Below are 20,567 nucleotides of genomic sequence, written 5' to 3'. Positions count from 1 at the left end.
GATTCGGGTATTTACATTAATTTCTCTTTCAAGGCGGCCAGAACTTCATCGGGCGTGGGAACGATACCTCCCAGGCGACCGAAGTGCTCTACCTTCACTTTCCCGTTGACGGCCAGGCGAACATCTTCTACCATCTGGCCGGCATTGAGTTCGGCCGAGAGTATGCCTTTCACGTGAGCGGCCTGCCGGGCGATGGCTTCCGTGGGGAAGGGCCACAGCGTGATGGGGCGCAACAGACCTATCTTGATACCCTCTTCGGCAGCCAGTTCGATGGTCTTCTGGCAGATTCGGGACATCGATCCGAAGGCGACAATCAGGTAATCGGCGTCTTCGCAGTTGATCTCTTCAAAGCGCACCTCGTTTTCGCTGATGCGTTTGTAGGTAGCCTGGAAGCGAATGTTATTCTGCTCCATGATGGCCGGGTCGAGTTCGAGCGAGGTAACTACGTTCCGTTTGCGATCCTTGGGTTTTCCCAGCGTGGCCCACGGGTTCTGTTGGCGTATCTCATCGTCGGTACGACGTTTGCGGAAGGGGGGCAGAACCACCTTCTCCATCATCTGTCCGATAACACCGTCGGCCAGGATAATGGCGGGGTTGCGATATTTGAAGGCGAGGTCGAAGCCTAATGCAACGAAATCGGCCATCTCCTGTACCGAAGCGGGAGCCAGCGTAATCAGGTGGTAGTCGCCGTGACCACCGCCTTTGGTAGCCTGGAAGTAGTCGGCTTGACTCGGTTGTATGGTTCCGAGACCCGGGCCTCCCCGCATCACGTTGACAATCAAGCAGGGCAACTCGGCTCCTGCCAGATAGGAGACACCCTCCTGCATCAAACTTACACCGGGGCTCGACGAGGTCGTCATGACCGCCTTGCCGCAGCTGGCACCGCCATACACCATGTTGATGGCAGCGACTTCGCTCTCGGCCTGCAATACAACCATACCGGTCGTTTCCCACGGTTGCTCTTCCATGAGTGTTTCCATCACCTCCGACTGCGGGGTAATGGGGTATCCGAAGTAACCATCGGCTCCATAACGTATAGCGGCATGGGCAATGGCTTCGTTACCCTTCATCAGTTTTATCTCTTCTTTCATAATTAACGGATTTATCGGAATGAACCGGGTTACAATTTTACTTTATATACGGTGATACACCCGTCGGGGCATACGAGCCCACAACTTGCACACCCGATACAGGCATCGGGATTTTGCATGAAAGCATAATGATAACCTCTGTCATTAACTTCGGTAGGCTGTAATGCGAGAACCTGACTGGGACAGGCGACCACACATAGTTCGCAGCCTTTGCAACGTTCTTTGTTAACGACAACAGCGCCTTTTATTTTAGCCATAAGATCTTGTTTTTAGTTCCACAAATATAAAGAATAAATTTTTAAACTGATAGTAAAATAGGCAGTTTTTTTATAAAACTGCCTATTCAGATAAGTGGTTGTTTCTCAGTTGTATAAGGACTGCTAAAAATATTGCGAAATGTGAGAAATCGTTCTATTTTTGGCTAAATATGTTTTATAACATAAGAATAACTCTTCATTTGCTTACAAATTGATAGTTATCCTATCTTTATTCCCGAAAAACCCATAAAGGCCATGGCCAGCAATCCGGCGGCTACCAGGGCGATGGGGGTGCCTTGCATGGCTTTGGGAATGCGTGAGAGAGCCATCTGTTCGCGCATGCCGGCAAAGAGTACCAATGCCAGCGTGAAGCCGAGGGCGGTCGAGATGGCGTATACCGTGGCTTCGAGCAGACTCATGTCCTTTTGAATGACGATGAGGGCAACTCCCAGAATTGTACAGTTGGTGGTGATGAGCGGCAGGAATACCCCCAGTGCCTGATAGAGCGCAGGGGCTATCTTCTTGATGATGATTTCGAGCAGTTGCACCAGCGCGGCGATGACCAGAATGAAGACGATGGTCTGCATGTAGTCGAGTCCCAGCGGCATGAGCAGATAGGTCTGCAACAGGTAAGTCACGATGGTCGACAGGGTCATGACAAAGGTGACGGCTGCCCCCATGCCCAGTGCCGAGTCGATGCGCTTGGATACGCCCAGGAAGGGACAGATGCCCAGGAACTGGGAGAGGACGATGTTGTTGACGAATATGGCGGTGATAAATATAGATACGTAGGTGAGCATGATTACCGGGTTTTAAAGGTATGGATAATGGCAATTAAGAATCCCAGGGCGATGAAGGCACCGGGGGCGAGAATGAAGATGAGCGAGCCATACTCTTCGGGGTAGATCGGGAACCCGAAGATGTGGCCGGTACCCAGGAACTCGCGCACGCAACCCAGCAGGGTGAGGGCTACGGTGAAGCCCAGACCGATACCCAGTCCGTCGAAGAACGACTCGCCGGGGGTATGCTTGGCGGCAAATGCCTCGGCCCGTCCCAGCAAGATGCAGTTGACGACAATCAGCGGAATGAAGAGTCCCAGCGTGGCGTAGAGGTCGGGCAGGTAGGCCTGCATGCAGAGTTGCAAGATGGTCACAAAGGTGGCGATGATGACGATGTAGGCCGGTATTCTCACCTTGTCGGGAATCAGGTTCTTGACCATCGATATCACGACATTCGAGCAGATGAGTACGAACAGGGTGGAGAGTCCCATGCCCAGGCCTCCCATGGCCGAGGTGGTGGTACCCAGCGTGGGGCACATGCCCAGCAGCAGGACAAAGGTGGGGTTCTCTTTGATGAGCCCGTTCAAAAGGATTTTTGTCTTATTCATGATTCCCTCCTTTCAGCGATTCGGTGTAGGCAGCGTATGCCGTGCGCACGGCGGCCAGGAAGGCTCGCGAGGTGATGGTGGCGGCGGTAATGGCGTCGATGTCGCCCGAATCTTTTGTTACGTGGAAATTGGTGGTTTCGGGAGATTTCCCGATGATGTTCTGTTTGTTTTTGTCGGTGCGGAACCAGTCGCCCATCTTGGCTCCGAGTCCGGGAGTCTCCTGATGTTTCAGCACCCGGAAGTCCTTGATGGTACCGTCGGCCTCAAACCCGACGATGATGCGAATCTCGCCGCCGTAACCGGTATTGTTGCTGCACTCGACGGCAGCACCGGCCAGTTCACCCCCTTTCTTGGCGGGATAGATGGTAGCGGTCGTTTCGCCGTATTCGTTGTGTACGGTGTAGGTCAGTTGCTCGTCGATGGGCGAGTTGTCATAGGCGGGGATTACCTGTTGAATGGCTTTCTCCCGACTGGCTTTGGTGGCCCGGGCTATGGGCTCTTCGGTAAGTTGGTAGGTATAGCCCAACAGTCCGCCGGCCACGGCCGTGATGAGGGTGAGCGACCAAAGCATATTCCAGAATGTAGACTCTTTTTTCTTCATCGTTAAGCCCTCCCGTAACGTTTAGGTTTGATATAATTATTGATAAGCGGGGTGAAGGCGTTCATGATAAGAATCGCAAACGATACCCCTTCGGGATAGCCTCCCCATTGACGGATAATGACGGTGAGAAGCCCGATGCCTATCCCGTAGATGACCATACCCCGCGAGGTCATGGGCGAGGTGACGTAGTCGGTTGCCATGTAGATGGCTCCCAGCAGCAGTCCGCCCGAGAGCAGTTGGATCAGGGCAAAGTCAAAGGCGTGTTGCCAGGCTCCCGCCGGTTGCGTGGCACTCAGCTCTTCGCCCAGTCCCAGGGCAAAACTGAACACGAATACCGTGGCCAGTATCGACACGGGGATATGCCAGCTGATGATGCGTCGGTACAGCAGGAAGGCAAACCCGATGAGCAGGGCGATGGCACCCACCTCGCCCAGGCTTCCGCCCTGGTTGCCAATCCACAGGTCCGAGATGTTGACCTGACCAATCCACTGGCTGCCTTCTTCCTTCAACTTGGAAAGGAGGGTGGCACCCGTCTCGGCATCGGTATAGCTCCATCGCGAGGAGACGGGCAACGGCCATTGCGTCATGTAGGTGGGGAAGGAGATGAGCAGGAATACCCGGCCGGCCAGGGCGGGGTTGAAGAGGTTGTTGCCCAGTCCGCCGAAAGCCATCTTGGTGATGCCTATCGCTACCACCGAGCCGATGATGACAATCCATATCGGCAGGTTGGAGGGCAGGTTGAAACCCAGCAGCAGACCGGTGAGTATGGCCGAGCCGTCGCCGATGGTGGGTTTCTCTTTCAGCAGAAATTTTTGTATGAGATATTCGATAACGATACACGAGAGTATCGAGGTGAGTGTGACGATTAAGGCTCCGACTCCAAAGAAATAGAGCGATACAGCGAACGCCGGCAACAGGGCGATGATGACGCTGTACATACACTGCGAGGCCGACAGTCGGCCGTGTATGTGAGGAGCAGGTGATACGGTTAGTTCCATTTCGAGAAAGTAGGTTATGATTGTTTTCTGGATCGTATGATTCGGTTTACGGCATTTTTACCGATGCGGATATAGTCGAGAATCGGGCGGTTCGACGGGCAACTGTACGAACAGCAGCCACATTCGAGACACGAGGTGATGAGCTCCCGTTCGGCCCGGTCGTACAGATGGTTCTGCGACAGCTTGGCCAGCAGGAAAGGTTCGAGTCCCATGGGGCAGGCCGATACGCATTTACCGCACCGTATGCAGGGCTCTATGGCTCCGCGGTGAGCATGTTGCTCGTCCAGTATCACGATACCCGAACACCCTTTCGATACGGGGGCGTCGATATTCGACACGGCCTTGCCCATCATCGGGCCGCCCAGTATCACTTTGGCACAGTCGGCAGGCAGGCCGCCGGCTACGTCGATCAGTTCGTGCATCGACATGCCCAGCCGCACCCGGTAGTTACCCGGTTTGGCCAAGTGATCACCGGTGACGGTCACCACACGGTCGACCAGCGGTTTGTTCTTCTGTACGGCTTCGTAGACGGCAAAGGCTGTTCCCACGTTCTGCACGATGGCTCCGGTCGAGACGGGCAGGGCCCCGTTGGCCACCTGCTTGTGCAGAATGGCGTCGATGAGCTGCTTCTCGCCACCCTGCGGATACCGGGTGCGCAACGGCACGATGGTGATGCCGGGATAGCGGGCGGCATGTTCCCGGAGCAGGGCGATGGCGTCGGGTTTGTTGTTCTCGATACCGATACAGGTGTGTTCCACACCGATGGCCTTCATGAGAATGCGGCACCCGACGAGAATCTGGTCGGGCGATTCGAGCATGAGGGCATGGTCGTCGGTCAGATAGGGTTCGCACTCGGTGGCGTTGATGATGAGCACCGTGGGTTTGAACTCCTTGGGCGGTGTCAGTTTCACATGTGTGGGGAAGGTGGCGCCACCCAGACCTACGATACCGGCCTGGGCTATCTTTTGGATAATCTCCTGGGGCGAGAGGGTAATCTCCTCTTTCAGTTCGGGCGAGCGGTCGATGCTCTCTTCCCACTCGTCGCCCTCGGTGTCGATGATGATTGTCGTGGCGTATTGGCCGAAGGCGTTGGCCGTTTTGTCGACCTTCGATACGGTGCCCGATACGGGCGAGTGAATGTTGGCCGAAACGAATCCGCTGGCTTCGGCTATGAGTGTACCCACCTTGACCGTATCGCCCTTCTTGACAATACAGTTTGCCGGAGCACCGATGTGCTGGTTGAGCATGATCGAGACTTGCCGGGGTATGGCGACCTGCGTCACGGGGCAGTGGGCCGTCAGTTTATGTTCATTCGGGTGTATGCCCCCGATACGAAATGTTTTTAGCATAGGGCAGATTCCTTTTCGTTGATTGTACTATTCTTTTCAGCTATGCCGACCACGTGAATGGCGTGGGTGGGGCACCCTTCGACACAGGCCTGGCACGAGAGGCAGAGGCTGTCGTCGATGTAGGCCAGGTTGTCGGCGAGGGTAATGGCGCCGTTGGGGCAGCTCTTGGCACATTTGCCGCACCCGATGCAGGCTGCCGAGCAGACCTTGCGAGCAATGATACCCTTGTCGCGGTTGTTGCAGGCCACATAGACGCGGGGCTCCTGCCGCTTGCGCAACTCGATGATGTTGCGGGGGCAGGCCTTTACGCACGAGCCGCAGGCTATGCAGATGTCGGGGTCGACGATGGGCAGACGGGTGACCGGGTCCATGGTGATTCCCCCGAAGTCGCAGGCTGCCGCACAGTCGCCTTCGCCCAGACAGCCGTAGTTGCAGTTGCTCTCGCCCGAGTAGAGGGCGGCTTCTACCGCACAGCTGTGGGCCCCTTCGTAGTGGCTGGTCTGGGGCCGGTTTTCACACGAGCCGTTGCAACGTACCACCGCAATGCGGGGTGCCTGTTCCACGGCCTCCATTCCCACGATGGGGGCAATCTTCTGCATGACTGCGTTGCCACCCACGGGGCACAACAGATTGTCGAGCGAGGTAGCTTTTGCACATTGTTCCGCAAAATTGCGACAGCCGGCAAAGCCGCAACCGCCGCAGTTGGCTCCCGGGAGCACCGCTTCGATTTCGTCGATGCGCGGGTCTTCTTCCACGTGGAATTTGCGGGAGATGACGTAGAGCAGGGTCGCACTGACCAATCCGATAATACTTAATATGATGATCGATGTTACCATAAGTTATGAGACAAATGTTTTTTTCAGGAAGAATGTAAATTGCTTTTTCAACCGGTCGCGGTAGAAGTAGAGCAGGATATAGTAAATCACAGGCACCAGCAGGGCGCAGAGGCCTGTGACGAGTTCGCTCGCACCGACCCAGGTGGTGACCACGAGCGAGAGCACGATGAGCAAAAGCGGTAGAACGGCTGTGAGCCACAAGGCTTTGTAGCCCGACTTGGCGGCAAGCGTGACCACCACCTTGTCGCCTGTCCGCACGGGAGTGCCATCGTTCTTTACCTCGATGATTTTCTCTTTCTGTTCGGCAGTGGCACACAACGAGGCAGCATGGCAACCGGCACAGGCCGACTGTTGCAGAATGCGCACCAAGATGTGCGATGGGGTGATTCCCGTTACAATACCTTCGTGTTCTATATCGGGTCGTTTCATGCCATAACGACTTTTATGTGTGTGATCTCTCAATCCACTCGTTTCTTGTTTTTCACGGGGCGGCTGCAATCGCGGGCCGATTGGCCGGGAGCAGGGGCCTCTTTCTTGCGGCTGCGGTATTTCGTCAGAAATAGGAGTCGTACAGTTTCTTGTATCTATCTTCTTGCTGAATGTCGGTAATCCATTTATTCAGGCTGTCGAGCAATATCGAGTCGTTTTTACGCAATGCCCAGGACTGGAATTGGGTAAAACTGATATCGGTATTGCAGTCGAGTTGAGGATAGTCTTTGCTCATTTGTTGTGCGATGGCTTTGTCGCACACGGCAAATTCGATTTCGCCGGTGGCCACCATCATGATCAGTTGCTCGGCCCCGTAGGTCTCTTCCTCCTGAATGTAGATGGTGTCGCCAATCTCGCGGGCCAGGTTGTTGATGCGCAACCGGGTGGGGGCGTCGCTCACGATATAGAGGGTTTCGCGGGCCAGGTCGAGCTGGTTTCTGATGAGTTTCTTGTGCGACGGGTTGTCTTTGCGCTGTACCAGAACTTGTCTGTTCAGCTGAATGGGAACGGTAAAGGCAAGCTCTTCCTTGATTTCGGAGGTGACGGGCAGCTGCCGGGCGATGATGTCGTACTGCCCGCGCTCCAACCCCTCGATGCTCTTGCTCAGATTGACCTCGGGGGTAATCTCGATGGCCAGTCCGCTGCGTTGGCCTACCATGCGGGCCAGTTCGTAGTCAAATCCCGTGAGGCTGTCGCCTTGCAGGTAATAGGAGAGGGGGGTATAGTCGGTAACGATGCGCAGCACTCCGTCGGCCTCTATCTCCTCGAAACTGCGGGGGTGATACTCGCTCTTGGGGCGCAGCCATGCCATGATTCCAACCACGACGACCAGCAGTCCGATGTAGATATATAGATGACGCTTGACTTTCATAGGCGCTTAGTTGGAGAAATCGATGGAGAGTCCCATTTGGAACATTCTCGGGTTCAACGGATAGTGCGGTAGCGAGAAGTAGTTGTTGCCGCCGAATACACCCTGGTTCACGTGCGACATCATCACGAAGAAGCGGGTCTGTTTCAGTTTCATGTTGATGTAGACGTTCATGAAGGGGTAGTTGCCCACCTCGATCTGGTCCTGGGTGTGGAAGGTGAGGGTGGCCGGCTGGAAGGCTTCGCTCTTGTATTTGGTATAGTAGCGGCAGTCGGCTCCCAGTTGCACATGCAGCACCTTGGCAATGCGGAAGAGCAGATAGAGGTTGCTGTACACGCTCAACTCGGGCAGGGGAATAATCGAGGGCTTGCTCGATTTCTGGTAGACCACTTCGTTTTGCCAGTTGAGAATACCGAGCCTGAAATTCTGGTTGAGCCGGGCGTGGAATACCTGTATGATAGAGCCCTCCTGTTGGGGCAGGCAGTTGTTGTTGAAATAGATGTAGTTCTGTATGTTTTCGATTCCTACATTCAGTTTGGTGCCCCATCGCTTGATGCTGAACTCACCCCCCACGCGCATGCGACGGGTCTTCCCGAAGTTGTTGTTCCACATGAAGTGGTTCGAGGTGTAGCGCTTGTAAAAATAGGAGGGTTCGAGATTCTTGAAGAAACCGTAGGCTTTCAGTTGTACGGTATCTTTCCACAGACGGAACCGGCTGCGTACGTCGGCTGTGACATCGATGTCGCCGATGACCGAACCGGCCAGACCGAATTTGCCGTTTACGTTATAAGTGAGCAGTTCGCCTTTCTGTTTCGACAACTCGCCGCCTACCCACAACAGGCTTTCGCCGTGGCTGCGAGGATTGGAAATATTGGGTCGCGGGGTGAGACCTTCGATAACGCTCCCGGACGATAGGGTGTCGCGCGGGAAGGTGTAGTGGCGGTATTCATAGGTGGCATAGGCGGCCAGACCCATCTTGGCATATTTGTTGAACCCTTCGAGCAGCGAGATGCCTACCGTGTTGCGTATGGAGTGGTAGGTGGTCTCTTCGTTGGTGCCGCCCAGACTCATGTAGGTGTTGGTAAAATAGGTGGAATCTTCGGTGGCCGACTGGTTGACGAAGCGGTGCTTGTTGGCATTGTATTCGATGGTGTGGATAATGCTGGTCACCGGGATAAAGGTGCGAATGACGGTCGTGTCTTGCTGCTCCTCCTGATAAAAGCCGAATTTATAGCGTTGGGTCGCATAGTACTCCTGTCCCCGAACGCGGTTGTAGGCATCGGTCAGATAGGTGGGAATGGTACGCGTGTCCACACTCGATTGTCCGCCCTGCACCTCCTCGGGATTGAGTATGTAGGTATCGTCGCTGATACCGCCGTTCTCCTGATTGACAAAGTTGTAGGTGTTGAGGAAGAATTGTATGTCGTACCGGTCGCCTAGATAGCTACCAAATATGCTGTATGCCAGATCTTTGGTGGCCTGGTGCTGGTAGTGTCCCCGCGACAGAATGTAGTTCACGCTACCCCCGAAGGCCAGCCTTTGGTTGATGTTACCCGAGAAGAGGGCCTTCAAGTCGTCCTGAGCCGTCTGCTTCGAGCCACCGGTGAGGTAAGACAACTGGGTGTAAGGTATGTGGGTGTTGTAGAATTTCCAGGTCGAGGCGGTCTGTATCCAATGGCTGAACGGGTCTTTGAAGATGAACTCCGAGGGCAGCTCGCGGTCGAAGAAAATCTTGGAGAAGGCGGCACCGCCCAGATTGCCCGTTGTTCCGTAAGCCGTCGAGTAACTCGATGGAATGTCGGTACTGTAAAAGTTGTGCATGAGCGTATCCATCGGAACGTCGTAGCGCAACCCTAACGGCTGAGTGAGGCTCCACGCATAAGGTGCTGGTATGTCTTGTTTTTTCTTGGCCTCGGACGAGAGAACACAGAAAAACGCGAGTAATATGATAATGCCAACCTTTTTCATGAGTGTGCAAAGATACCAAAAGGAGCGCGCAGAGACAAAAGAAAAACGTAGTTTTTTGAGGCAATCGGGTCGAAGCGTCTTGGATACTCTGTCAAAACCGGAGAGAGCCGACCGCCACAAAGGTCGTGCCTGGGCGTGTCGGCTGTTTTTCTGGTTCTTTCCGTGGGGTAGCAGGTCAGTTGTTTTGATAGAGGTATCGTTTGATGCTCCGCTTGGGGGTCTTCTCAAACTCCTCGTAGTAGATTTTCAACCGGCTTATCTGACTGTAAGCGGGCAGCTCTTTATTGAGGGTGGCGATGTCCTCTTCCATTTGGGTTTCGAGAGCATGACCGGCCAGGTTGGAGCGCTGGGCATTCTCGATGTCGGGATAGACGAGCGCCACCAGTTTGCCCTCCTGCTCGACGATGAGCGATTCGCACACATAGGGCATGTTGTTCAGCCGGTCTTCAATCTCCTCGGGGTATATGTTTTGCCCCGAGGGGCCCAGAATCATATTCTTGTTGCGGCCTCTCAGGTAGACGAATCCGTCTTCGTCGATGGTACAGAGGTCGCCGGTTTTCATCCACCCGTCGGGGGTGAAGATGGCCTGGGTGGCCTCGTCGTTCTTGTAGTATCCCAGCATGGTATTGGCTCCTTTTACCTGTAATTCGCCCACGATATGTGCGGGGTCGGGCGAGTCGACGCGTCCCTCCATGCGGTCGACGATTCGTCCGCATGAGCCTATGCGGGTTTCGTCCCAAGGGGCATAGGAGATAAGAGGCCCGCACTCGGTCATGCCGTAGCCCACGGTCAGGGGAAACCCGATGCGACGCAGGAACAGCTCGACCTCGCGATTGAGGGCGGCTCCGCCGATAATCATCTGCACGAGGTTCCCGCCGAAGGTCTCGGAAAGCCGGTCGTTGATTTTGGTCAACAACTGGTTGTCGAGGAAGGGAACTTTCAACATCAGTTTCATCAAGGGTTTGTCCAGCAGCGGGAAGACCTTGGTCTTGATAATCTTCTCGATGATGAGGGGGACGGCGATAATCAACTTGGGTTTTACGGCGGCAAAGGCGTCCATGATAATTTTGGGCGAGGGTACCCGGGTGAGGAAATGCAGGTGGCACCCTTTGGCAAAGGGGTGTATCATTTCGATGACCATGCCGTACATATGGGCCATCGGCAGCATGCACACGATGCCGTCACTGGCTTTCAGAAAGGGCAGGTGTTCGAGGCAGAACTCGACATTCGACCACAGGCTGCGGTAGGGGAGCATCACCCCTTTGGAAAATCCGGTCGAGCCCGAGGTGTAGTTGATGACCGCCAGTTCTTCGGGCGAATCCTCGTAATAGCTGACCGCTTCGGGGGTAAAGCGTGAGGGATATTTGCGGCCGAAATATTCGTTCAGCCGGTTGCGCGTATTGATAAGCCGTTCGCTTTCCGATTGCAGCAGGGAGAAGTCGTTAAGCAGGAAAATTCCTCTCAGGTTTTTCATCAGGCTCCCGTTGAGGTTTTCCCACACGCCGTCGCCCACGAAAAGGAGTTTGGCTTCGGAGTGATTGACAATGTGGTGAATGTTGTCTGCTTTGAACTCATGTAGAATGGGCACGGGCACGGCTCCGTAGGTAATCGCTGCAAAGAAGGCCACTGCCCAGTGGGCCGAGTTTTTGCCGCAAATGGCAACCTTGTCGCCCTTTTCGATACCTGCGCTTTCGAGCAGCAGATGTATCTTGGCAATTTTGCGGGCTATGTCTTTATAGTGGTAGGATACGCCGTCGAAATCGCTCAGTGCGATGCGTTCCCAATTCTCTTTGATGGCTCGTTCGATGTATTTGTTAAAACTCTTGTTATTCATAAAATCAAAAATTTTTGGGTCATGATTTTACAAAGATACAAGATTCGGCGGGAAAACCTAATCCCATCGTTCTGTTTCGAGCTTCTGTAAGGGTTGATTTAGTTTTTTTCAGAGAGAAAAGGATATTGAGCCCGATTGACAAAACATTTTTAACCCATATCTCACCTATATGGCAAAGCACGGCGTTTTTGACGATAGCCAGTCCCGGACAGGTGCTGCTACCGTCATGAATTTTCTGAACTCACGAGAGCGGATACAGGGTTCCATCGACTAATATTGGGAAAAGATAGCTACGTAGGAAAGGTGACCTCTACTATGATTGGATAGATTCTAAACATGAAATAAGTATATTGTTTAATAATCTATGTAACAGATTTTTATTTTAGCATATAGATACATTTTATATAGTAGGATTTTTCTTCTTAATTTGATAAAAAAGTTTTTTTAGAAAAACAGTTTTAAATATCCTATATCCGTACTTTTTCGTATATTTGTAACCAAACAAAGATGTTTCATATTTATACAGTAATATAAAATCAGAAGCCTAAGATAGTTATAATTGATTGAATAATAAAACTTTGTAATATGGGTTGAATTGATGGAGTGAATATTGCTTTGTCCATTTTATCACACAATAACAGAGAATATGTGTTGCTAGGCTTTTTTTTGTCTTAGATAATTTATTCTATGTTAATACGAATTGTTTTTATTATTTAATTTAGGCCAATCGATTATTCTCATAACATTGTTCTAATTTATGTCTCAAACATCAGAGAATAATAAACGAATTGCGAAGAACACGTTGTTTTTGTATGTGCGTACGCTTTTTATCATGCTTGTTACGCTATATACAAGCCGGGTTGTTCTTAACGCTCTTGGTGTTTCGGACTATGGTGTTTACAATGTGGTGGGTGGGGTCGTAGCAATGTTCGGATTTATTAATAGTTCCATGTCATCTGCTACCCAGCGATACATCACTTTTGCCTTGGGTAAAGGAGATCGGGAAAATCTGCATAAAGTATTCAGTACGGCGTTGCAGATTCATGTATTGATTTCAGTATTGATTGTAATTCTTGGAGAAACGGTTGGTCTGTGGTTTATGTATGAAAAGATGCAGATACCAGCCGACCGTATGAATGCTGCCTTCTGGGTACTTCAATGTTCGATAGTATCTACCGTTGTGATGATTGTCAGTGTGCCGTATAATGCTGATATAATAGCACACGAGAAGATGTCCGTTTTTGCCTACATTTCCATTCTTGAAGCTGTATTAAAACTTGCCGTAGCTTATGCTCTCGTCGTTTCTTCTTTTGACAAGTTGATCCTTTACGGATTTCTTATTTTGGTCGTGCAGATATTTATTCGTTTCTGTTACAGCCATTATTGCAATAAGCATTTCCCAGAATCAAAGTATCGTCACGTGTGGGATAAGTCCCTGTTTAAGGAAATGACAGGATTTGCAGGGTGGAGTATGTTTGGAAATCTGTCGGCAGTACTGTTTGGTCAGGGTCTCAATATGTTGCTTAACGTCTTTTTCGGGCCTGTTGTCAATGCAGCCCAAGCCGTTGCCGTGCAGGTTCAGAATGCCATACAGCAGTTCGTAGGTAATTTTCAGATGGCGTTAAATCCGCAAATAACCAAGACTTATGCAAGAGGTGAAAAAGATGAGATGCACAGGCTTATGTTCCGCAGTGCAAGATTTTCGTTCTACCTCCTTTTCCTGTTGTCGTTGCCGGTCCTTTTCGAAACCGATTTTATACTTACCGTCTGGTTGAAGACTGTCCCGGAGAATACGGTAGACTTTCTGCGTATAATGATTTGCACATCTTTGATTTATACATTGGCCAATCCTTTGATTGTAGCCAATCAGGCAACTGGTAAAGTCAAGAAATACCAGGCTGTATGTGGCACGATACTTCTGATGATACTACCTGTCTCTTATGTCTGTTTACGACTTGGGTGTCCGGCTTACTCCGTGTTCATTGTCCATTTTGTTATGGAGTTATTGACCCAACTTGCGCGCATGGTTATGCTCCGTCCTTTGATTGGTATTAGCATAAAGGACTATTTTATAAATATATATGCAAAGGTTGGTGTGGTTGCATTATTGGCAGTCATAGCTCCACTTCTAGTATATAGAATTATGGACGATACCGTTCTGCGCTTTTTCCTGATTTCTGTTATATGTGTATTATCTGTTGCTTTTGTATCATATTCTGTGGGATTGTCAAGAACGGAAAGGGCTTTTGTCCGTTCCAAGATAAGTACTGTATATAATAAATTTTTACACCGATGATAAAGATAACTGACAAGCGTGATTGTTGTGGATGTGCTGCCTGTGTCCAATGTTGTCCCAAGCGATGTATATCTCTGAGGGAAGATGAAGAAGGCTTCCTGTATCCAGATGTCAATATTGAAGAATGTATTGACTGTCATCTTTGCGAGAAGGTATGTCCATGGATAGATCGTCCAGATAAACAACAGCCCTTGGAAGTCCTTGCTGTAAAGAACCGGAATGATGAGGAGCGAATGGCAAGTTCTTCTGGCGGTGTATTTATTCTCCTTGCAAAGAAGGTAATTGAAAGAGGTGGTGTTGTTTTTGGTGCGGTATTTTCTGTAGATTGTTTGTGTCATGGCGTACCGAGCCCTGGCATTTGGAGGCGTTATCTGCATGAGGCTGTTGGTGGAGCTGATTATAAAGACCAAATAACAGGAATAGAATTCAGAAACAAATACTTGGGAGGTTGGAAAAATTTTAGTTTCCTAATCACAGGTAAAACAAATGATGAAAATAAAGTATTGTATTCAGAGACTCATGGCAAGAATGCCTATATGCGGGGATTTCTTTCTAATTTATATTTACGACCAAGTTGTTATTCCTGTAAAAGCAAGAATGGAGCCAGTCACAGTGATTTGACATTGGCTGATTTTTGGGGGATAGACGTAATTTCGCCAGATGTTTATGATGATAAAGGGGTTAGCCTAATCATAGTTAGTTCAGAAAAAGGTAAGTCGTTATTATATTCATTAGATGTTGATGTATATGAATCTTCTCTTGTTGTGGCAAAAACAATGAATGGAGCGTTTAAGGAGAAGACGGTCTCACATCCTAAAAGAAAGAAATTTTTTGAACAGTTTGATAAGTGCAGCAGTGTGATTAAATTAATTGAAGATAATTCAAAACCAACCTTTAAAATTAGATTGCGGAATAAAATCAATTATCTTAATCAGAAAATGATAAAATTCAAGCGATAATAGTTATTATTTTCTCTTATTTTATTACATTAGAGGGGGAAAGATTAGTACTATTTATATACATTTATAAAATAATGAAAATAGGACTTTTAACATTGCCAGTAGGGATTGGCTACGGCGGAATTATGCAAGCATTTGCATTAAAGACAGTCTTAACACGGTTAGGGCATGAAGTGATTGTAATTCGTCGTATAAGAAAGAAGCATAAATTGAAACGTATAATCAGGCGAACAATAAAAAAATATGTTTTTGGGAAAAAGGATACGATAATATTTATCGATAGGAAAAATGAAATTGAATATCCCATAGTGACAAAGAATATACAACCTTTTATAGACAATTATTTAAAACCTTTTTCACCGACATATTTAACATCTTCGGAGTTTAAGAATATTAATTCGCTTGGTTTTGATGCAATTGTTGTCGGTAGCGATCAAGTTTGGCGTCCGGGTTTTATGGATAAGGTTGAAGATTATTTTTTGTACGGCATTGATAATCGGATAAAAAGATATGCCTATGCCGCTTCGTTTGGAGTTAGTACATGGATATATACAAATAAACAGACAAAGCGATGTAAAAATGCCGCTAAGAATTTTTCGGCAATAAGTGTCCGGGAGAAGTCGGGTGTGGATTTATGTAAACAGCATTTGAATGTTGATTCTATTTTAGTTTTAGATCCGACCTTGTTATTTGATGGCGATTTCTACATGTCTTATGTAAAAGAGCATGACCAGGCCAAAGAACATAAAATATGTGCATACATATTAGATCGTTCTTCTGATAAAATGAGCGTGCTTGATAATTTGTCGAAGTCATTACATAAGGATTATTTTTTTGCTGCCAGTGAAAATGAAAATGAAGAAGCCCCTTTGGAAAAGCGTATAGCCCCGAGTATAGAGGAGTGGCTTGATTCATTTTTTTCATCTGATTGTGTCTTTACAGACTCTTTTCATGGATGTGCTTTCGCTATAATATTTAGAAAGCCATTTTATGTGTATATAAATAAGGAGCGTGGAGCAGAACGGTTTTATTCTTTGGCAAAACTTTTGGGCCTTGAACAGTGTATCATATCTGAAAATACAAACTTGTCAGATATTCCAAGGATAGATTGGGTTAAAGTTGAGGAGAATTTATCTAAAATGAGGGATATATCAAATCGTTTCCTTTCACAGATAAAATGATAGTTTCTAGTATGAAAAGATTCTTTTGAACTCTGCAGGTTTAAATGTGGAAAACATACATATATAGATAGAGATGTTGTTATTGATAGTAGGAGGGTAGGATAGGTTCTTGTTGTAGTATATCTTTAATTGTAAGTTATTGCAAGATTCAGCGATAGAACCTAATTACCCCGTTTTGTTTCAGCCGTATTGTATGGACTCGATTAGTTTTTTTTCAGAGAGAAAAGAATATTGAGTCCGCCCGACGGAACATTTTTAACCCATATTTCACCTTTGTGGAAGAGTACGGCGTTTTTAACGATGGCAAGTCCCAAACCGGTGCCGCCGAGCTTGCGAGAACGCCCTTTGTCTACCCGGTAGAATCGCTCGAACAAACGATTCAAGTGTTCCTCGGGAACACCCACACCGTTGTCTGAGAAGGAGAAATAGTAGTATTGCTCGTCTTCGAGATAACAGTCGATTGTGATGTGAGTGCCCTGCCCGGCATAGGCGATGGCATTGTCGGTGAGGTTTCTGAAAATCGAGTAGAGCAACGAATAGTTACCGTTGAGTAGCATCTGGTCGTGCAGGTTGCGGGTCTCAACCGTCATCTCTTTTTCGGTCAGGGCGGCCTGCGACTCACCGATGACTTCGGTTATAATCTTCTGCAAGTCGACCTTGTCGGTGTCGTAGAGGTCTTTCGATTCGTCGAGCCGGTTGAGCATCGAAATGTCGCGCAGCAGGTCGGTCAATCGTTTCGACTGGGCGTAGCACCGCTCCATGAACATTTTTTTGCGCTCCTCGTCCATTTGGGTGGTGAGTATGGTCTCCATGTATCCCCTGATACTGCTCACGGGCGTTTTAAGTTCGTGAGCGATGTTTTGGGTCAACTGCCGTTTCACGCGGCTCTCCTGTTCCTGTTGGGTGATGTCGTTGATGGCAATTTCGAAGGTGTGGTCCTGGAAGATGATACATTCGATGAGGAACGTGCGGCTGCCCTTGTCGAGAGTCATCGTCTCGGAGATGAACTCTTCCTTCACATTGGGGTCATACAGTTTTTGAGAGATAAAGTCGTTGATCTTTTTCAGATTCTCCTCCTTGAACAGATAGTCGGCCGGTGACAGCGTGTTGTCGGTGATGAGGCTGAGGTATTGGATAAAGAGGTTGTTGGCCATGATTATCCTTTTCTCTTTGGAGAAGAAAGCCAATCCCTCTTTGGAGAATTGCAGGTGCTTGAACAGCTTCTCCTGTTCGATGGAGAGCTTCTCTTTGGTGCGCAGCAGGTTGTCGTAGATGTGGGTGAGGCTCTGGGTGATGTTGCCGATGTCGTCGACCCCCGATTTGATGGTGATGTGTATCGGTTTCTCGGCTTCGGCCTGTTGAGCCAGCTGGCTGAGGGCGGCAATCGATTTGCCCAGGCTGCGACAAAAATAGTAAAGTAGCAGTATGGCAAAGATAGAGATACCCACCATGAAGTAGATAAACTCTTTGTTGGGGTTGAGAATGGAGAGGTTCTCCCGCTCGAAGGGAATCGAGGAGCGCACCACCCAGTCGCCACACCGCTTGGCCGAGTAGAAATAGTTCTTTTTGTGAGTTTGTGAGTAACGAATGGCGTAACCCTCTTTCCCGCGCAGGGCCTGCTGAATCTCGGGACGGTTCAGGTGATTGTCGGGTATGGAGTCGTATTGGCTTTCGAGTATCACCTCGCCGTTTTGTGCCGAGATGATGGTCACCCTCAAAGTCTTGCTGGTGATGTTGCGGATAACCGAGTCGATGGAGACCTGTTCGAGATTCTGGTCTTTGACTTGGGAGTAGATGAGTTCGTTGTAGTCTTGCAGGAGCGCGTTGAGCGACTGTTGCCGATTCTCTTTTTCGAGCCGGTACTCAAAAAGGAGGATAATAGCAATAAAGACTATGAAGAGAGAGGCGATAGAAAAGAACAGTTTTCTATCGAAAGTCATAAACTGGTTACGCTTTTCGATTGTCATACGTCAATGGGTCTCAAAACAATACCCGTATCCGAGGCGGGTAACGATGTGTTTGCCGTATTCGCCTATCTTTTTCCGCAGGCGGGTGATGTTTACGTCGATGGTTCGGTCTAGGACATAGACCTCGTCGGTCCATATCTTCGACAGAATCTCCTCCCGCGAGAATACTTGCCCCGGGTGGGAGAGCAGGAGCGAAAGTATTTCAAACTCTTTTTTGGTGAGCGGCAACTCTTCCTGGTCGATGAAGGCTCTCTTCTTTACCGGGTCGATATAGAGGCGTTCGAATTGCAGGACTTCGGGAGTCACCTTCTCGGCACTCCGTCGCAGCACGGCTTTGACCCGTGCGATGACCTCGCGTATGGAGAAGGGTTTCGAGATGTAGTCGTCGGCCCCGATGTTGAATCCCATGAGTTTGTCGTCCTCGGTATCTTTGGCCGTGAGGAATATGATGGGAATGTGTTTCAATTTTTCGTTTTTGCGCAGCAGCGAGGCCATCTTGAACCCGTTCATTTCGCCCATCATCACATCGAGCAACAACAGGTTGTAATCGGCCAAATGCATTTGCAGGGCCTCTTCGGCCGAATTGGCCGTGTCGACCTCATAACCCTCTACTTCGAGGTTGAATTTCAGAATTTCGCACAAATCTTCTTCGTCGTCTACAACTAAAATCTTGTAATTGGCCATAGCTTTCGTGTTTTATTGGTGCTGCAAAATTGAGAAATAGATATTTCAACGGTGTGACAATCGCTCCTTATTTTCAATCTTCGGCAGAATCCCGTTTTTGGAAGTCGAGGAGCAGGACGAAATCTTTCACGTCGTTGCCTTTGCGGTCGCTGCGCAGGGTGGGGGTGAAGGTATATTCTTCACCGTACTTCTCGCGGATATAGTTGAAATCGTGTTCGCCCACCAGCAGATAACCCGCTTGGGGAGTTTCTCTCTCAAATTCGACCACCCGGTCCTGGGTGTAGAAGTTGATGATGAAAAAGTGTAGCATGGGTGTCGAGACATACGAATATATTTTCCCTTCGGGCACCTCGGCAACGACTTTGTCGGCAAACGGTTTCATCGACTTGGCATTGAGTATGACCGGCAGCGTCGAAGCGTCGAGCATGAGCTGTATGCCAAAGAAGAGGGCTACGACCGAATAGATATATCGGTTGTTGTAGGTGAGGTAACGCTTGCTTTTGTAGATGTCGTAGATGAGGAATACAATACAGATACCTGAGATAATCGACACGATATTCCACGATTCGGCCAGTGCCGTCATGTAGTAGGCCATGTCGTCGGGCAGGATTTCGTGATAGCGGTCGGCGATCCCGCTCTTGACCAGCAGTAGAATGACCAGCAGCAGCGTTCCTACCGAGGCGATGAAAATCGAGAATACTCGCCATACCTGAGGCTTCTGTTTAAGCAGATAGAGCATGTATTCGGCCAGGAAATAGGCGATGAAAGGATAGATGGGGAGAATATATACCGACCGTTTGCTTTTGGGTATGCAATAGAACACAAAGATAATGACAATGGCCAGCAGGCTGAACAGCCTCATGCGGTCCATGTGAGCGATATACTCCTTGAATCGGTTCCAGTACTGTCTCACCGTGCCTTTCGGTCTCTTGTATTTCAAGACAAAGAGCGACATGATTACCAGCAGCGACCAGGGCAACCAACCCGCCAGCGTGATGTAGAAATAGTAGATGACGGGTTGCTCGTGCGACTCGTAGGTCATTTTGCCCAGGAATCGGCCGAAATTCTCTTCCATCACCAGTTGCAGGAAGGTGTCGCCTCCTTGCAGGTAGGCTGCGTAGTACCAGGCCAAGGGCAAAATGCAGGCGAGCAGGGCTAGGGGCAGGACTTTATAAATGGTTTTCCAGAGCGATACCTTTTGCAGGAGCAGGAACACTCCGATGACGGTACAAGGCAGAATAATACCTACGGGCCCTTTGGTGAGGGTGGCGATGCTCATAAAGAGAATGGCCCACACGGGGATACCCCGCAGGTGATGTTCCCACCAACGGTACAGTTGCAGCAGGGCCAGTACGATGAAACAGGTGAGCACCATGTCGACTCGCGAGGCCATGGCGGCTCGGTGTACCTCAAACCCCGACAACAACAGGAGCGCCGACAGGAAGGCTATGTCGTTGCGGCTTCGCTTGGCGAAGAACAGGAAACACATGGCCGACATGATGATGACGGCCAGAGCCGACGGCAGGCGCGAGGTAAATTCGGTAACCTCGCCCGTGGGGAGCGAAAGGGCGGCGATGCACCAGTGGAAGAAGGGTGGTTTGTAAGCTATGTCGCTCCCGTTGTTGACGGGCAGAATCCAGTTGTCGTTTTGCAGCATGCTCACGGTGACGATGGCTTCGCGCGGCTCGCCTTTGGTGTGGAAATTGGTTAGCCCCAGATAGGGTATGATGGTGAGGGTACTGATGATGAGCAGCAGTAGAAACAGCGAGAATCTGGAACTTATTTTAGGCATGTTCATGATC

General features: G+C 49.6%; 18 protein-coding genes. 3 read left to right on the top strand and 15 right to left on the bottom strand.

Going from position 1 to position 20,567, the window contains the following annotated elements:
* Positions 1 to 11 precede the first annotated feature (11 nt).
* The 12 genes from BARVI_RS01645 to BARVI_RS01595 all read right to left on the bottom strand — a co-directional run bounded on the left by BARVI_RS01645 (position 12) and on the right by BARVI_RS01595 (position 11,678).
* On the bottom strand, positions 12 to 1,091 hold the full coding sequence (locus BARVI_RS01645; RefSeq protein ID WP_025277552.1) for a 3-methyl-2-oxobutanoate dehydrogenase subunit VorB: 1,080 nt from the start codon (positions 1,089 to 1,091) through the stop codon (positions 12 to 14).
* A 29-nt stretch (positions 1,092 to 1,120) separates the two neighbouring features.
* Positions 1,121 to 1,348 (bottom strand): 4Fe-4S binding protein, encoded by a 228-nt coding sequence (locus tag BARVI_RS13070; RefSeq protein WP_084546950.1) that lies wholly within the window; start codon positions 1,346 to 1,348, stop codon positions 1,121 to 1,123.
* A 218-nt stretch (positions 1,349 to 1,566) separates the two neighbouring features.
* Positions 1,567 to 2,148, bottom strand: coding sequence for an electron transport complex subunit RsxA (gene rsxA / locus BARVI_RS01640; protein ID WP_025277551.1), 582 nt, complete (start codon positions 2,146 to 2,148; stop codon positions 1,567 to 1,569).
* 2 nt (positions 2,149 to 2,150) lie between these two features.
* Entirely contained in the window at positions 2,151 to 2,735 is a 585-nt protein-coding gene (locus BARVI_RS01635; RefSeq protein WP_025277550.1) for an RnfABCDGE type electron transport complex subunit E, read from the bottom strand.
* Positions 2,728 to 3,336, bottom strand: coding sequence for an RnfABCDGE type electron transport complex subunit G (locus tag BARVI_RS01630; RefSeq protein WP_025277549.1), 609 nt, complete (start codon positions 3,334 to 3,336; stop codon positions 2,728 to 2,730). Before BARVI_RS01630 ends, BARVI_RS01635 begins: the two co-directional genes overlap by 8 nt.
* A 2-nt stretch (positions 3,337 to 3,338) precedes the next feature.
* Positions 3,339 to 4,334, bottom strand: coding sequence for an RnfABCDGE type electron transport complex subunit D (locus BARVI_RS01625; protein WP_025277548.1), 996 nt, complete (start codon positions 4,332 to 4,334; stop codon positions 3,339 to 3,341).
* Positions 4,335 to 4,348: 14 nt separating this feature from the next.
* Positions 4,349 to 5,683, bottom strand: coding sequence for an electron transport complex subunit RsxC (gene rsxC / locus BARVI_RS01620; RefSeq protein ID WP_025277547.1), 1,335 nt, complete (start codon positions 5,681 to 5,683; stop codon positions 4,349 to 4,351).
* Positions 5,677 to 6,519, bottom strand: coding sequence for an RnfABCDGE type electron transport complex subunit B (locus BARVI_RS01615; protein WP_025277546.1), 843 nt, complete (start codon positions 6,517 to 6,519; stop codon positions 5,677 to 5,679). Before BARVI_RS01615 ends, rsxC begins: the two co-directional genes overlap by 7 nt.
* 3 nt (positions 6,520 to 6,522) lie before the next feature.
* Positions 6,523 to 6,948, bottom strand: a complete 426-nt coding sequence (locus BARVI_RS01610; protein ID WP_025277545.1) for a SoxR reducing system RseC family protein — start codon at positions 6,946 to 6,948, stop codon at positions 6,523 to 6,525.
* Between the two features lie 124 nt (positions 6,949 to 7,072).
* The gene (locus BARVI_RS01605; protein ID WP_025277544.1) at positions 7,073 to 7,879 is read right to left on the bottom strand and encodes a transporter substrate-binding domain-containing protein; all 807 of its coding nucleotides are present in this window, start codon (positions 7,877 to 7,879) and stop codon (positions 7,073 to 7,075) included.
* A 6-nt stretch (positions 7,880 to 7,885) separates the two neighbouring features.
* A complete protein-coding gene (locus BARVI_RS01600; protein ID WP_025277543.1) occupies positions 7,886 to 9,844 on the bottom strand; it encodes a putative porin in 1,959 nt (652 codons plus the stop codon).
* A gap of 175 nt (positions 9,845 to 10,019) precedes the next feature.
* Positions 10,020 to 11,678: an AMP-binding protein gene (locus BARVI_RS01595; protein ID WP_025277542.1), complete on the bottom strand. Its 1,659-nt coding sequence runs from the start codon at positions 11,676 to 11,678 to the stop codon at positions 10,020 to 10,022.
* Positions 11,679 to 12,435: 757 nt separating this feature from the next.
* Between BARVI_RS01595 and BARVI_RS01590 the strand changes: the two genes are divergently transcribed.
* The 3 genes from BARVI_RS01590 (at position 12,436) to BARVI_RS01580 (ending at position 16,114) form a co-directional block, all read left to right on the top strand.
* Complete coding sequence (locus tag BARVI_RS01590) at positions 12,436 to 13,974, top strand: MATE family efflux transporter (protein ID WP_025277541.1); 1,539 nt, start codon at positions 12,436 to 12,438, stop codon at positions 13,972 to 13,974.
* Entirely contained in the window at positions 13,971 to 14,933 is a 963-nt protein-coding gene (locus tag BARVI_RS01585) for a Coenzyme F420 hydrogenase/dehydrogenase, beta subunit C-terminal domain (protein ID WP_025277540.1), read from the top strand. Before BARVI_RS01590 ends, BARVI_RS01585 begins: the two co-directional genes overlap by 4 nt.
* Positions 14,934 to 15,007: 74 nt before the next feature.
* Positions 15,008 to 16,114 carry a polysaccharide pyruvyl transferase family protein gene (locus tag BARVI_RS01580; RefSeq protein ID WP_025277539.1) on the top strand — a complete coding sequence of 369 codons (1,107 nt, stop codon included), beginning with the start codon at positions 15,008 to 15,010 and terminating at the stop codon, positions 16,112 to 16,114.
* A 203-nt stretch (positions 16,115 to 16,317) separates the two neighbouring features.
* On the opposite strand, the gene BARVI_RS01575 is transcribed toward BARVI_RS01580, so the two are convergent.
* The 3 genes from BARVI_RS01575 to BARVI_RS01565 all read right to left on the bottom strand — a co-directional run bounded on the left by BARVI_RS01575 (position 16,318) and on the right by BARVI_RS01565 (position 20,563).
* Positions 16,318 to 18,081 (bottom strand): ATP-binding protein, encoded by a 1,764-nt coding sequence (locus tag BARVI_RS01575; protein WP_025277538.1) that lies wholly within the window; start codon positions 18,079 to 18,081, stop codon positions 16,318 to 16,320.
* A 3-nt stretch (positions 18,082 to 18,084) separates the two neighbouring features.
* The gene (locus tag BARVI_RS01570) at positions 18,085 to 18,765 is read right to left on the bottom strand and encodes a response regulator transcription factor (RefSeq protein WP_025277537.1); all 681 of its coding nucleotides are present in this window, start codon (positions 18,763 to 18,765) and stop codon (positions 18,085 to 18,087) included.
* Between the two features lie 73 nt (positions 18,766 to 18,838).
* The gene (locus BARVI_RS01565) at positions 18,839 to 20,563 is read right to left on the bottom strand and encodes an ArnT family glycosyltransferase (RefSeq protein ID WP_025277536.1); all 1,725 of its coding nucleotides are present in this window, start codon (positions 20,561 to 20,563) and stop codon (positions 18,839 to 18,841) included.
* Between the last annotated feature and the right edge of the window lie 4 nt (positions 20,564 to 20,567).

Source organism: Barnesiella viscericola DSM 18177, assembly GCF_000512915.1.
In the GTDB taxonomy this organism is placed as follows: domain Bacteria; phylum Bacteroidota; class Bacteroidia; order Bacteroidales; family Barnesiellaceae; genus Barnesiella; species Barnesiella viscericola.
The sequence above is the reverse complement of the archived record's forward strand: the minus strand, read 5'-3'. Positions and strand labels throughout refer to the sequence as shown.